This window comes from Paenibacillus guangzhouensis, assembly GCF_009363075.1.
Taxonomy (GTDB): domain Bacteria; phylum Bacillota; class Bacilli; order Paenibacillales; family Paenibacillaceae; genus Paenibacillus_K; species Paenibacillus_K guangzhouensis.
In genome coordinates, this window is sequence record NZ_CP045293.1 from 258,914 (window position 1) to 272,362 (window position 13,449).

13 protein-coding genes are annotated in these 13,449 nt (G+C 51.4%); 9 read left to right on the forward strand and 4 right to left on the reverse strand.

Translation table 11 applies throughout. From position 1 onward, the window contains the following. Positions 1-13: 13 nt before the first annotated feature. Entirely contained in the window at positions 14-517 is a 504-nt protein-coding gene (gene queF / locus GCU39_RS01200) for a preQ(1) synthase (RefSeq protein WP_152391827.1), read from the reverse strand. Next, the gene (locus tag GCU39_RS01205; protein ID WP_152391828.1) at positions 501-1,193 is read right to left on the reverse strand and encodes a queuosine precursor transporter; all 693 of its coding nucleotides are present in this window, start codon (positions 1,191-1,193) and stop codon (positions 501-503) included. The genes queF and GCU39_RS01205 overlap by 17 nt, the downstream gene beginning before the upstream one ends. A gap of 319 nt (positions 1,194-1,512) precedes the next feature. On the opposite strand from GCU39_RS01205, the gene GCU39_RS01210 reads away from it, so the two are divergent. Genes GCU39_RS01210 through GCU39_RS01225 form a run of 4 tightly spaced genes read left to right on the forward strand, consistent with a single transcriptional unit; the run spans position 1,513 to position 5,221 of the window. Next, a complete protein-coding gene (locus tag GCU39_RS01210) occupies positions 1,513-2,244 on the forward strand; it encodes a (Fe-S)-binding protein (RefSeq protein ID WP_152391829.1) in 732 nt (243 codons plus the stop codon). Next, on the forward strand, positions 2,241-3,752 hold the full coding sequence (locus tag GCU39_RS01215; protein WP_152391830.1) for a LutB/LldF family L-lactate oxidation iron-sulfur protein: 1,512 nt from the start codon (positions 2,241-2,243) through the stop codon (positions 3,750-3,752). The genes GCU39_RS01210 and GCU39_RS01215 overlap by 4 nt, the downstream gene beginning before the upstream one ends. Next, positions 3,745-4,470, forward strand: coding sequence for a LutC/YkgG family protein (locus tag GCU39_RS01220; RefSeq protein WP_152391831.1), 726 nt, complete (start codon positions 3,745-3,747; stop codon positions 4,468-4,470). Before GCU39_RS01215 ends, GCU39_RS01220 begins: the two co-directional genes overlap by 8 nt. 43 nt (positions 4,471-4,513) lie before the next feature. Next, positions 4,514-5,221 (forward strand): FadR/GntR family transcriptional regulator, encoded by a 708-nt coding sequence (locus GCU39_RS01225; RefSeq protein ID WP_152397035.1) that lies wholly within the window; start codon positions 4,514-4,516, stop codon positions 5,219-5,221. A gap of 88 nt (positions 5,222-5,309) precedes the next feature. On the opposite strand, the gene GCU39_RS01230 is transcribed toward GCU39_RS01225, so the two are convergent. Then, the gene (locus GCU39_RS01230; protein ID WP_152391832.1) at positions 5,310-6,236 is read right to left on the reverse strand and encodes an AraC family transcriptional regulator; all 927 of its coding nucleotides are present in this window, start codon (positions 6,234-6,236) and stop codon (positions 5,310-5,312) included. A 168-nt stretch (positions 6,237-6,404) separates the two neighbouring features. On the opposite strand from GCU39_RS01230, the gene GCU39_RS01235 reads away from it, so the two are divergent. Both GCU39_RS01235 and GCU39_RS01240 read left to right on the forward strand, forming a co-directional pair. Continuing rightward, positions 6,405-7,559 carry a Gfo/Idh/MocA family protein gene (locus tag GCU39_RS01235; RefSeq protein WP_152391833.1) on the forward strand — a complete coding sequence of 385 codons (1,155 nt, stop codon included), beginning with the start codon at positions 6,405-6,407 and terminating at the stop codon, positions 7,557-7,559. A gap of 32 nt (positions 7,560-7,591) precedes the next feature. Beyond that, positions 7,592-9,265: a DUF4091 domain-containing protein gene (locus tag GCU39_RS01240; RefSeq protein WP_152391834.1), complete on the forward strand. Its 1,674-nt coding sequence runs from the start codon at positions 7,592-7,594 to the stop codon at positions 9,263-9,265. A 61-nt stretch (positions 9,266-9,326) separates the two neighbouring features. Here the strand turns inward: GCU39_RS01240 and GCU39_RS01245 are convergent, their stop codons facing one another. Next, positions 9,327-10,190: a glycoside hydrolase family 43 protein gene (locus tag GCU39_RS01245; RefSeq protein ID WP_152391835.1), complete on the reverse strand. Its 864-nt coding sequence runs from the start codon at positions 10,188-10,190 to the stop codon at positions 9,327-9,329. Positions 10,191-10,412: 222 nt separating this feature from the next. Here GCU39_RS01245 and GCU39_RS01250 point away from each other — a divergent pair, with 222 nt between their 5' ends. The 3 genes from GCU39_RS01250 (at position 10,413) to GCU39_RS01260 (ending at position 13,357) form a co-directional block, all read left to right on the forward strand. Next, positions 10,413-11,909, forward strand: coding sequence for a methyl-accepting chemotaxis protein (locus GCU39_RS01250; protein ID WP_152391836.1), 1,497 nt, complete (start codon positions 10,413-10,415; stop codon positions 11,907-11,909). A 121-nt stretch (positions 11,910-12,030) separates the two neighbouring features. Next, positions 12,031-12,549: a DinB family protein gene (locus GCU39_RS01255; RefSeq protein ID WP_193726951.1), complete on the forward strand. Its 519-nt coding sequence runs from the start codon at positions 12,031-12,033 to the stop codon at positions 12,547-12,549. A 202-nt stretch (positions 12,550-12,751) separates the two neighbouring features. Then, entirely contained in the window at positions 12,752-13,357 is a 606-nt protein-coding gene (locus GCU39_RS01260; protein ID WP_152391838.1) for an Ntn hydrolase family protein, read from the forward strand. Positions 13,358-13,449 lie beyond the last annotated feature (92 nt).

The window sequence follows — 13,449 nt, forward strand, 5'->3', positions numbered from 1 at the left end:
GAGGTTCGAATCCTTAGCGGTTATCGATCTTCTCTGGATACATGTCATGTTGGAATAGACGCTGGCGCGCGACCTCTTCCCAAGCCGTCCCTGGCTTGCCATAGTTGCAATAGGGATCGATGCTGATGCCGCCTCGCGGGGTGAATTTACCCCACACTTCAATATATTTAGGCTTCATTAGTGCAATGAGGTCATCCATGATCGTATTGACGCAGGTCTCATGGAAATCGCCATGATTACGATAGGAGAACAGGTATAGCTTCAACGACTTGCTCTCGACCATTAATACGTCCGGCACATAGCTGATATAAATCGTTGCAAAGTCTGGCTGGCCCGTCATCGGGCACAGGCTCGTGAACTCCGGACAATTGAACTTGACGAAATAGTCGCGGTCCTGTTTCTTGTTCTCGAACGTCTCTAGTAGCTTCGGATCATATTCATACGTATATTCGGTGTTCTGATTCCCGAGTAAAGTTAATCCTTCGATCGATTGCTGTGCATTATGCTGCGTGGTCATGATGAATTCCCTCCTGTATTGAATTGCTGCGTGCCCATGCGACGAGTGCATAGACGAGCGGTGTTAGAATGATGCATAGGACAATCTTGATCCCATATTCTGTGCCGATGATTTTGCCGATTTCGCTGCCTGGCACACGTCCGATGAATGCGATACACGTGAAAATCGCCGTATCGATCAACTGACTCACCATCGTGCTGACGTTGTTGCGCAGCCAGAGATGCCGTCCATGCGTCCGCTTCCGAAGACCGAGGAACATATAAATGTCCAAGTTCTGCGAGATCGCATAGGCTATCACGGAGGCGAGGACGATGCGAGGTACGCCGAGCAGCACCGTCTCAAAGGCTGCTTGCCCTTCATAGAATGCGGCTCCCGGCAATTTCACGGCAATCGTGAACAGCGTGACCATGATGACATTGGCGGCCAGTCCGAGCCAGACCATGCGCTGGGCGACATGTTTGCCCCAGACTTCGGAGACCGTGTCGGCAATGACATACGTAAAGGGATAGAACAGGATGGCGACCGTCGCGGAGGTGAAGCCGAAGGTGACGATCTTGGTCGCGACGATATTGGCTATCATCACGCAGCAGATAAAGAGGCCTGACAACAGCAGCAGCTTTTTCGAGCTGGGGTCGACAGGAATGAACGGGGGTAATGCTTGTTTTTTCTGTGGCATACTTGTGCCCTCCTAGTTTTGTTTTAACAGAGGCGGAGATTGCGAACTCTGTCTTATGAGATTACGGCTTGCCGAGTCGGCAGCCTGAAACATTATAGCATGGCACCCCGCATCGGTCGAGCGATAAAAATTAGTAGAATCCCATTGACGCCGCGGCGGCGACGGGCTTATCATGAAGGAAAAGGTATGATTTTCCTCACACCTTTGGGTGCGAGCCAAGAAGAGCTTAGCGTGATGGCGTTAAGTTGTTTTTATCCCTAACATGTCTGACAACCTGACAATAAGATGAATAATGATCACAATCAAAGAGGTGTAGAAGATGAAGGTTTCTTTGTTTATTACCTGCTTAAGCGATGCCATTTACCCGCGTGTTGGTGAAGCAATGGTTCGATTGCTGGCGAGGTACGGTGTGCAAGTGGAGTTCCCGAAGGCGCAGACGTGTTGCGGACAGCCGGCGTTCAACAGCGGATATTGGGAGGAAGCGCGAGAGTCTGCGAGAACACTGCTGGCGGCATTTGAGGACAGCGATTTCGTCATCTCGCCATCCGGTTCTTGTACCGGAATGATCCAGCACTATTATCCGAAGTTGTTCGAGCACGACCCCGTGATGCTGCAGAAGGCGAAGCAGTTGCAGGAGAAGACGTACGAATTCACGCAATTTCTGGTACAGGTGCTCGGCGTCAAGGATGTCGGCGCGGTATTCCCGCATAAAGTCACGTATCATCCGTCCTGTCACGGCAGTCGGTTATTAGGCATCAAGGAGGAGCCGATGACGCTGATGGAGCATGTCCAAGGCATGGAATTGATACCGCTTCCATTTGCGGAGGATTGCTGTGGATTCGGCGGAACGTTTGCGGTGAAAATGTCCGAGATCTCAGCTGCCATGGTATCGGAGAAAGCGCAGCATGTGCTCGAGACGGAAGCGGAAGTGCTCGTCGGACTTGATATGGGCTGCATGATGAATATTTCCGGCAATCTGATGTATCAGGGCAAGCCGATTCGTGTGATGCATCTGGCCGAATTGCTATATGAAGGGGTGAAGCAGGCATGAGTCACGGACAGCAGGCAGGGACGGTGAAGGAGCGTTCGCATATTGCGCTGAACAATGAATTCCTGCGCAAAGCTGTGAAGTTCACGACAGAGCGGCTTCGGAATGGAAAGAAGAAGGCGACGGCGGAACATGGCAACTGGGAAGAGTGGCGGGAACGCGGGCGGCAAATTCGGCTCCATACAATAGCGCATTTGGATTATTATCTGAACCAATTCGTTGAAAATGCGAGAGCGAACGGCGTTCATGTGCACTTCGCTGCGGATGGAAAGGAAGCGGTCGAGCTGTCGATGAAGATTGCCGCTTCGAAGCAAGCGCGCTCGGTTGTGAAGTCGAAATCGATGGTCTCGGAGGAACTGCATATCAATGCGGCGCTGGAGAACATGGGGATCGAAGCGGTCGAGACCGACCTCGGCGAATATATTATTCAGCTTGCGGGGGAGACACCATCGCATATTATCATCCCAGCGATTCACAAGAACCGCTATCAAATCGCGGAGCTGCTCTCGAAGGAAGCTGGTGAGACACTGCCGGCTGACACGTCCATCCTCGCGGGCTTCGTTCGTCGGAAATTAAGAGAGAAGTTCCTCGATGCGGAGATCGGCATGACGGGCTGCAACTTCGCGATTGCGGAGACGGGATCGATGGTTCTCTTCGAAAATGAGGGCAATGCGCGTATGGTCTCGACGGTGCCAAAGACGCAGATTACACTGATGGGGATGGAGCGGATCATCCCGACTTTCGCGGATCTTGAAGTCATGGCGACGCTGCTGCCGCGTTCGGCGACTGGGCAGAAGCTGACGGTGTACATGTCGGCGATTTCCGGCCCGAAGCGGTCAGCGGATGCGGACGGACCAGACGAGATGCATATCATTATCGTGGATAATGGGCGGTCACTCCAGCTTGGGGATCCCGAATTCCAAGAGCTGCTTAACTGTATTCGCTGCGGCGCTTGTCTGAATGCGTGCCCGGTCTATCGTCACATTGGCGGTCATGCCTACGGCGGCACATACAGCGGACCGATCGGAGCGGTACTGACGCCGGCATTGCAGAGCAATGTCGCGGAGTGGGACGATATCGCGAATGCGTCGAGCCTCTGCGGGGCGTGTTATGAAGCATGTCCGGTCAAGATTCCGCTGCACGACATGCTCGTCTATTTGCGTAATCGCAAGGTAGAGAAGGGCTATGGGCAGACGGCGGAGAAAATCGGCATGAAAGGCTTCGCGGCGATCATGTCCAATTCCAAGCGGATGCGCAGCGTGATTAAGATGGGGCAGATCGGGCAAAAGTTGGTTGCTCGCCAAGGGATGATCAAGACGAAGATTGGCCCGTTAAAGGGATGGAATAGCGTACGTCATCTACCGAGCTTGCCGAACCAGTCTTTCCGTGAACGGTGGGAGACGCTGGAGCAAGAGGTGCAGGCTTCTAACCCGTCGATGAGCGACGAGGTTCGCGAGCGGATGGAGCAGGCGTTAGAACAGCGGAAGAACGGAGGAAGACATCATGGCTGATCAAGAATTGTCACTGCTCGAGCAGTTAGAGAAGGAATCGCGGGCGAAACAGGTGGAATTCATCGGCGGCATCGCGGCGAAGCTGGGACGCAAGGAAATTGCGCAGAAGCCTGTGCATCCATTCCGCGGCGCGCCGGATTTCTGGACCCAGCTGAACTGGTCGAAGGAAGAGAAGATCGAGCGGTTCATGGACAACTGGCAGAGTGTTGGCGGTCATACCGCACGCTTCCAGACGATGGAGGAAGCAAAGCAGTTCATTGTAGAGCGGGCGACTGAGCTCGGCGCACGCCATGTGATTCGACAGAATCAACCGACGCTGAATGAACTTGGGCTGGAAGAGGCGCTGCCGACAGCCGAGGTCCGCGTCTGGAACAGCGAACCTGCGGCGAATTGGCGAGCCCATGCGGCAGGCGCAGATATCGGGATCGCGGTCGTGGATCATGCGATTGCATATACGGGGACGATTACCGTATTGTCTTCGCCGGAGCAAGGGCGCTCTGTCACGCTGCTGCCAACGGTGATGATGGCGATCATTCCCGTCGAGCGGCTTAAGACACGGATGGGCGAAGTGATGGAGCGAATCGACGGCATGCGTAGAGAGGACTTGCCTGCGGGGATTCACTTTATTACGGGACCTAGCCGTTCCTCGGATATCGAGAATGACCTGACGATCGGTGTCCATGGTCCGGGGATTGTCTATGCGCTAATTGTAGGGTAATCTAGGACGTGGATAGGTTGTACGATTGGAGCGGATGGAAGGCATGGAAATTACGCGATTGGCCAAACGGAATCACTATGAAGAAATTATCGAGCAGCTGAAACGGCTGATCTTGGACGGTCGTGTGAAGGTCGGCGAGAAGCTGCCGTCGACGAAGGAGCTGTCGGAGCGGTTCGGCGTCGGACGTTCCACGATGCGCGAAGCCCTAAGCGCGCTTAAGGCGATGGGACTCATCGAGATTCGGCAGGGCGGCGGCTGTACGGTCATCTCCTCATCCGTGATGGAGATCGAAATGCCGGAATTAAGTTCGCTGCGGATGAATCGCAGTACCGTGCTCGAGCTGATCGAGGCACGGAAGGCGCTCGAGGTCTCGAACGCGGCGCTAGCGGCCGAGAAGGCGACGGATGAGGATAAACGGAAGCTGCGGGCGATTGTTGCGGAAATGGAGCAGACGATCGGTGATGACCAGGCGGGAGAACGGACAGATCTGGAATTTCATCTGATGTTGGCACAGGCGACGCATAACTCGGTTCTGCTGCGATTGTTCGAGTCGATTGCGGAGCAAATGGAGCGGGCGATCCAACAGACGCGGCGGGTGGAACTCTATGCGAATCGATCGGTCTCAGCTCGGCTCTATGAGGAGCATCTCTCGATCTGTGAGGCGATCCAGCAAGGGCAGCCAGCGGAGGCGGAACAGGCGATGCGAGCGCATCTCCAGCATGTCGAGAGCATTCTGACGAAATATATTTAAGCTAAAACATAGAAATGACGTACCTCTACACCGCGTGATGGCGGAGTGAGCCGTACGTCATTTTTTTGCATTCATTTATAACAATCTGTTAGTTGCGAATTCTTGCCTTCACCGTTCTCGCATATTCCGTCGGGCTCATGCGTGTCTTCTTCTTGAAGCTTTTTGAGAAATAATGAACGCTGCTGAATCCAAGTCGTGTGGCGATCTCTGTCATGTTAGCGGTCTCTTCACGCATGATCATTTTGGCATGCTCCATTCGCAGGTGCATCATGTATTCCATCACCGTATGGCCTGTCTGCTGCTTGAAGAGGTCCTTCAGCCGCGTCTTCGAGATGAGGAACCTCTGGCTAAGCGATTCAAGCGAATGCATATCAGCGAGATGCTCTTCCAGGTAGAACGTAATTCGTTTGACGAGATCGTCACTAATGTTCTCCCGGGCTGCAGAGGACAGCGACTTGGGCGATACAGGCTGAGCAATCAGATGTTTGCGCAGAAGTCGAATCAGAAACGCCTCTAGATAACACTTGATGAGCTGCTCTCCGCCAATCGGCGCGTTGGCCTGACGGATGATCGGGTGACCGCAAGGGATTTGGAACGCCTGGCGTCCTTCCTCAACGATCATCGCGAGTAGATTTCGTTCCTCGTTCGCGAGCGAGATGACTTGATCCTCGAAATGCTTCATTGCTTCAGAATGGCAATCGAAGGTCATGACAATCAGGTTCGGTGCTTTGCCTTGGAGCGCGCAGAAGCTGTGGTATTCATTCGGTTTGTGAAAAATAATCTCGCCTTGCGCAAGCGTATGGGTGGTATGATCCACCGTCACGTTCACCGTACCGCGATCGACATAGAGAAACTCCCAGAAATCATGGCGCTCTCCGGTAAATTCATAGTCTTTGCTGAATTCAAAATAATGGAACGTAATCAAATTATGAATTTCAATGAGCTGCTGCAGCGTGGTGCGGGTAAAGACATATTCTTCGACCGGCCGGGTCTCGGGTTGTTCGTCGGTGCTCATGTCGGAAGGACTCCTTTCCGTGAAATTCGCGTTAGCTTGTTTATCTATTATATCAATTCTCCCCTTCGAAAAGTACCAAAAAACGGGCTTCGAGGACAAAGAATCCTGCGCAGCTTGGACTTATACTAGAGTTGCATTGAGCGGATAGAACGAGGAGGTTTTTAACATATGAAACTGGGTGTTATTGGCTATGGAAGCCGGATAAGTTATGTCATATCGGAAATGATCAATCAAGATGCGCGGTGCCATATTGCGGCGATCGTCGACGTGCGCAAGGATGAGATTCGTCAGACATTGGCCGAACAAGGAAATACGGACGTACGGTTCTATGATACGGCGGAAGAAATGCTGGCATCTGAAACGTTGGATGGCGTGGTGATTGGTACGCGTTGTTCGCTCCATACGGAGATGGCGGTTAAGGTACTCGCGACAGGACTGCCATTATATCTGGAGAAGCCGGTCTCGACGACCATGGAGGATCTCTATCGGCTCAAAGCGGCATATGAGGCATCGAGCTCGCAGGTGATCGTTTCTTTCCCGCTGCGTCATTCGGAGATCGTGAAGCAGGTGAAGGAGATCATCAACTCGGGCAAACTTGGCACGATCGAGCATGTCCAAGCGGTGAACAACGTGCCTTACGGCAACGTCTATTTTCAGAACTGGTACCGCGACGAGGAAGAGACGGGCGGATTATTCCTCCAGAAAGCGACGCATGACCTGGATTACCTCAATGACGTGCTTCAGTTGAAGCCGGTGAGCGTGTGCGCGATGACGTCGAAACAGATTTTCAAAGGAACGAAGCCGGCCGGCCTCAAATGCAAAGATTGCGAAGAGAACCGGACTTGTGCGGAGAGTACGGCATTCAAGACCGATGGTACGGAGCTGTGGGAGTATTGCGCCTTCGCGGAGGATACAGGCAATGAGGATTCGGGCAGCTGTATCGTACGGTACGAGACGGGCATGCATCTGACGTATTCACAGAACTTCTTCGCACGGCGCGGAGCGCAAGCACGCGGGGCCAGGTTCCTGGGCTACAAAGGCACGGTCGAGTTCGATTTCTACACCGGCATCGTCAAAGTCCACATGCACCATACCCCACGGGTGGAGACTTATGATTTCTCGCTCGGCGGCGGGCATTTTGGCGGAGATACGGATTTGGCAAAAAATTTCGTCGAGCTGATGCAAGGGACGGCGGAATCCCGGTATTCGCTTGAGGACGGGCTACTTAGCGCATTGATGTGCCTCAAGGCGAGAGAATCGGCGATGACGGATACGTTCCAATCGCTGGCGTGGAGCGATGTTCAGGAAGCAGTGTACGTTTAGAAAAATACAGACGAGAGAAGGGATCGAACGATATGGAACAATCCAATCTTTTTCAATCGATAACATTGCACGCATTAACCAAAGTATTCGCGGACGAGAAACCGCTTGGTGAGGCCTATACCCAAGGTTCGGCGCTAAATGGGGAGACATTCGCTTTCCAAGTGGCCTATACGTCAGAACGCTTGCTCAAAAATTTGAAAGTCGAAGTCGAATCGTCGATCGGACTGCCTGTCCATGTGAGAGCGGTAGGGTTAGTGCCTTCGGAAATGCCTTGCTATTTCGACCATGATGCAGACGTGCTCCGGACGACGGCTGGATTGTACCCTGACCCATTGTACGAATTGGAAAATACCCCAGTTCATGCGCTGCCAGATCAGTGGCGTTCGCTCTGGATTCATGTGGATCTGGACGAGACAGTGCAGCCGGGCGATCATGAGGTGAAGGTAACGATCACATCGGTGGAAGGGGAGCTGCTCGCGACGAATACGTTCGTGCTGAATGTCATTCCAGCGCAGCTGCCGAAGCAGCGGCTAATCCATACGGAATGGTTCCATACGGATTGCATTGCGACGCAATATGGTGTGGATGTGTTCAGTGAAGCGCATTGGGCGCTGCTCGAGAAGTTCATCGGAACGGCCGTAAAGCATGGCATGAACATGATTCTAACGCCGTTATTCACGCCGCCGCTTGATACGGCGATTGGTGGACAACGTCCAACGGTTCAGTTGGTCGATGTGGAAGTGCTGGGGGACGGGGCGTATTCCTTCGGCTTCGATCGATTGACGCGTTGGGTAGCGATGTGCCGGAACGTGGGCGTGGAATATTTCGAATTCTCGCACTTGTTCACGCAGTGGGGGGCGAAGCATGCACCGAAGATCATCGCCAAGGTGAACGGCGCGGAACAGCAAATTTTCGGCTGGAATACGATCTCGACATCTGCGGAATATCGCAGCTTCATTGATCAGTTCTTGCCGGCATTGGATGCCTACATTCAGGTCAATGGGCTGAGCGGGCAAAGCTGGTTCCATATCTCGGATGAGCCGAGTCAGGATCATCTAGAGACGTATATGGCCGCAAGCGAAATGGTGCGGAAGCATCTATCTGCTTACCCGATTATGGATGCATTGTCATCGCTGGAGTTCTACGAGCAGGGACTCGTGCAGCGTCCGATTCCAGCGAACGACCATATTGAACCGTTCCTCCGTGCTGAGGTACCGGATCTCTGGACCTACTATTGCTGCTCGCAGGATGACCAAGTCTCGAATCGTTATTTCAATATGCCTTCGGCGCGCAACCGCGTGCTGGGCTTCCAATTGTATAAGTTCGGTCTGCAAGGGTTCCTGCATTGGGGATATAACTTCTGGTATACCCAGTATTCATTGGATCAGCAGATCGATCCTTATCGGACGACGGATGCCGGTTGCGCGTTCCCGTCAGGCGACGCTTACCTGGTCTACCCAGGTGAAGCGGGACCGGTTGAGTCGGTTCGCTTGGAAGTGCTGCATCAAGGATTGCAGGATTTGCGCGCTCTAGAGCTGCTAGAGTCCTGGATCGGCAAAGCCAAGACGGTTGCGTTGATCGAAGAAGGACTTGCGACGCCGATCACGTTCTCGGAATACCCGCGCGGTAATGGTGAATGGCTCTTAGCTGCAAGGGAGCGAATTAATCAAGCGATTGCGGAACATTGCTGTCTGACGAATGGATAGATAGAGTAAAACCTGCCGAGCGAGGACTCGGCAGGTTTTTTTGTGTGCTGCTTCTAGGGGACTATTTGATCTCTAGAGATTCGGCAGACTCTTCGACGCGTAGAATGGTCGGTCGCTCATTTGGTTGATGGTTCGGCGCATGGATAGCGAGCAGCAGATTGTTATACCAATCGCGGAATAACATGCCGTGTCCGCCATCTTCGACAGCGAGCGGCAGTTCCTCTTGTACCCAAGGGCCTATAATTCTACCGCTCACGGAACGTGCAATTCCCGTTGTGAAGCCTTGTTCGCCTTGACTAGACCAGAGCAAGAGCAGGCGGCCGTTATCCATGCGATGGAGGAAAGGACCGTCCGTTACGAAGCCTCCGTCGGTGTTCGGTTTCACCCATGGCGCTTCGGAGGCGCGGAACAATAATTGCGGCTCGCTAACGATGCGGTCGAGGGTATCGGCTAACTTGGCTGCGTAGACCTCTCCATCCGTCACTTGCAGCCAGTCCCGGCAGAAGACAAGCCAAGGCGTGCCGTCGTTTTCCATGTAGAGGGTACCGTCCAGGCATTCCCAGGCTTTGGGTGTGATCGGGCCTAGACTGTGCTGCTCGAAGGGTCCTAACGGATGATTCGCGACGAGCACTTGAACTGCACGTGACATGCCTTTCGCTTTGAATGAGGCGAACATATAGAATCGGTCTTGGACATGGTGCACTTCGGGAGCCCAATAGTGATCGGACCAGAATCCCGGATCAGGTCGGAATACGGGGATAGGTCCTTCCCAATTTAATAAATCGCAGCTGCGGTATACGTCAAATCCATCGGGCTTACCATCCCAAGCAGTGGTGCCTTGGGTGCCATACATATAATAAGTATTCTCCATCGGAACAGGAAGAATAAAGGGGTCTCGGAAGTGAATATCGGTTAAGCGTATCAAAAAATAATCCTCCTTCGAATCATTTACTCTAGCAAATAGATTAGCACGAATTGGTATAATGCTCCAGAGGAATGAAGCTGCGAAGGATGAAATTATAGCGAAAAATGAAATTTTATGTCATATCTTGTCTGTAAATCGCATGCCATGTATACTTTGGATAGGTTTGCCAAGGACTTGCGTCCTATTGCTATAGCCTGAGAACATTTGCATTGGGGGAGAATCATGTTAAGCGTTAAAAATATCATACAGCGGAAATTAGATCACCTGTCCTTGCACGAGCAGGATATGGTTCGCCGTAATTCGGTCGTGTTCGCTGCGCTCGTATTTATTGCCTTTATGGCCTTAAGCGGTGGATTGATTACCGGGCTAAGCTCGAGTGGCATTTTGGTTCCGGTGATCATTCAAGTGCTACTTGCGGTCGTGTTCGGGTATTTGCATTTTACGAGTCGATGGATTCCGCAATTGCGTTATCTGGCGGTGGGTGGATCGATCCTCACGAATGCGATTGTCGTTACGACGACAGATGCGATCTCGAATAATCTATCGATCTATCTCATGCTGGTGCTCACCGTGATCTACATGGATCTAAAGCTGATCTTAACCAGTATTGTCGTGGGACTTGGGATGACGATTTACGTCTTCTATGGACACTCGCTATCGGAAGAGATGCATATGCTTGCGCCAGGATTCATCATCTACTACGTGATTATTTCGGGTCTTCTCTTCGCGCTGCTGCGGGTGTCGAATCATATGTCGCGCGGCGAAGCGCGTGCGAAGCAGGAGACGGATGAGCTGCTGCATCAGCAGAAGGAGCAGAAGGAGTCGCTGATCGGCAATGTGCGAGAGGTTCGCTCCCATATGGCGATGATCTCGGCGGCAAGCGATGAGAATATGACTTCGTTCGGAGAGATGAGCGTTGCTTTCCAAGAGATTTCCAAAGGCTCCATGGAACAAGTCGATGCGACACTCGCGATTAACCAAGAGCTGCAAGGGATGAACGAACTTGTTCGTGAGATGACGGCATCGCTTCAGACCTTGACGGGGACGACGAAACATTCGGCCGAGTTATCGAATGAAGGCTCGGTAAAGATGGACTCGCTCTCGCATACGATGCAAGATTTCAAGGACGTGATCGATACGATCGCACAGGAAATCTCGCAACTCGTAGTACGTCTTGAAGAGACGAATCGCTTCAGTACGACGATCCAAGAGATTGCGAACCAGACGAATTTACTCTCACTGAATGCGAGTATTGAAGCAGCGCGCGCAGGAGAGCAGGGACGAGGTTTTGCCGTCGTTGCAGGGGAGATTCGCAAATTGGCTGAGCTGACGACGTCGGCGGCCGTGCAGATCTCGCAGCAGTTGCAAGTTTTCTTCAAGCAATCGGAGCAGATGTTATCTAGCATGAACCGCGCTGCCGAGCAGATGGGAAGAAGCCAATCCGTAACGGAAGAGATGAAGGATACGTTCACGTCGATCGCCGCTTCCATTACGCAATTGAATCAGTTATCGGATGACTATGCCGTCGTGATGGATAAGGTCAACAACTCTTCGGATCGGATCACCGATTCGACCGCGCAGCTGTCTTCAATCAGTGAGCAGTCTTCTGCGACGCTGCAGCAGCTGTCAGCATCGATCGATACGCTGCTCGGGAATAACAAGTTAGGGCTAGATCGGATGAAGGATGCGGAGCGAGAGCTGGGTAAGATCGTATCATAAGGTTTTAATTGTACATAACTTTAAATGTAGAACGTAAAATCTCTGATCCTCGCTCGCGAGGGTTAGAGATTTTTGGTATGAAGACGTGCTATAATCTGGAATAAAAAGGAGAGTGGTTATGATGATAACGAAACCGCAGACGACGGAGTATGGAGAACATTTTTCAACCTATGTACGCTTGGTCCCAGAAGGGGATATTCGCGAGATGCTGACCGCGCAGCTGCAGGCGACGACGGATTTGTTCGCGAATCTATCAGACGAGCAAGGGAACTTCCGGTACGCAGAAGGCAAATGGACGGTGAAGGAAGTGCTCGGGCACATCGCGGATACGGAGCGCGTCATGGCGTATCGCTTACTGACCGTCGCGAGAGGGGATAAGACCCCGCTGCCGGGATTTGATGAGAACGTGTTCGTCGAAGGCGCGAACTTTGCTGCGATGCCGATGTCCGAGTTGATCGAGGACTACCAGGCTGTCCGCCGTGCGACGTTGACGCTGCTGCGCGGACTTACTGACGAAGCGTTGCTGAGAATGGGGATTTCCAATCAATTGACCATCTCCGCACGAGCGTTGGTACACATCATCGTTGGGCACGAATTGCATCATCTGAACGTGTTGAAGGAGAAATACGGGATTCAATAAGCACTATATAGGCGGATAGGCGTGCGCCAAAAGCATCGGAGCGTGCCAAGTTCTTAGGAACTTGGTGCGCTTTTTTTCATGTTCATAGGAGAGAAGGCTTGGTATAATTGTTGGAAGGGTTGTTGAATTATGGATGTGGATGTCGGAATAGCTCGTCGGTTGAGGGATTTTCAGAACCAAAATGCAAAGGTGGAATTTTTACATGAGTTTTTTATCTACAGTGGTAACAGAAAATTATCTTACAGTTATGGCAGATCGAAGAGCAACACAACTTCTTCCTGATGGATCTTACGGAGATATTCTTGATGAAGATGCTAATAAAATAATTGAAGTGTCTAAATATTCATTTCTCTCTTTTGTAGGTGCCGTTGAGACTGCTCAATCATTTATGCAAGTCACTAAATTTGAAGAAACAATTTTTACTAGACGTGGAATTATTAATGAAGCCAAGTTACAAGCTTGGCATTTAGAGAACCAGGAAATACTTCAACAAGTACCAAGCTCATTCCAACTCATCTTTGGTGGCTTAACTACGCGCGATACGTACAAGGTATATTCCTTAGATAGCAAGGAGGGATCACTTAGTTTCATTGAAAGGGAAGTTGGGAAACTCAATTACACGTTATACCCAAGTTCTTTCTTCAAGAAAGAAGAACTAGCCGCTGAATGGTTTGAGGATCTAGTCAATAGTAGCACTATAAATTCACTAGAGGATATGATACGAATACAAGCATTACTTAATGATAAAATTGCTGCTCATGACAGATCAGTAAACACAAAAAAAACAATATTTACTATTAACTTTTAGAAAACTAGCTTATTGAATAGATTTACAATTAAAGTAATAACCGAAAATAAGGATATAATTAATATATTTTAGTACAAAGGAACATATTATTT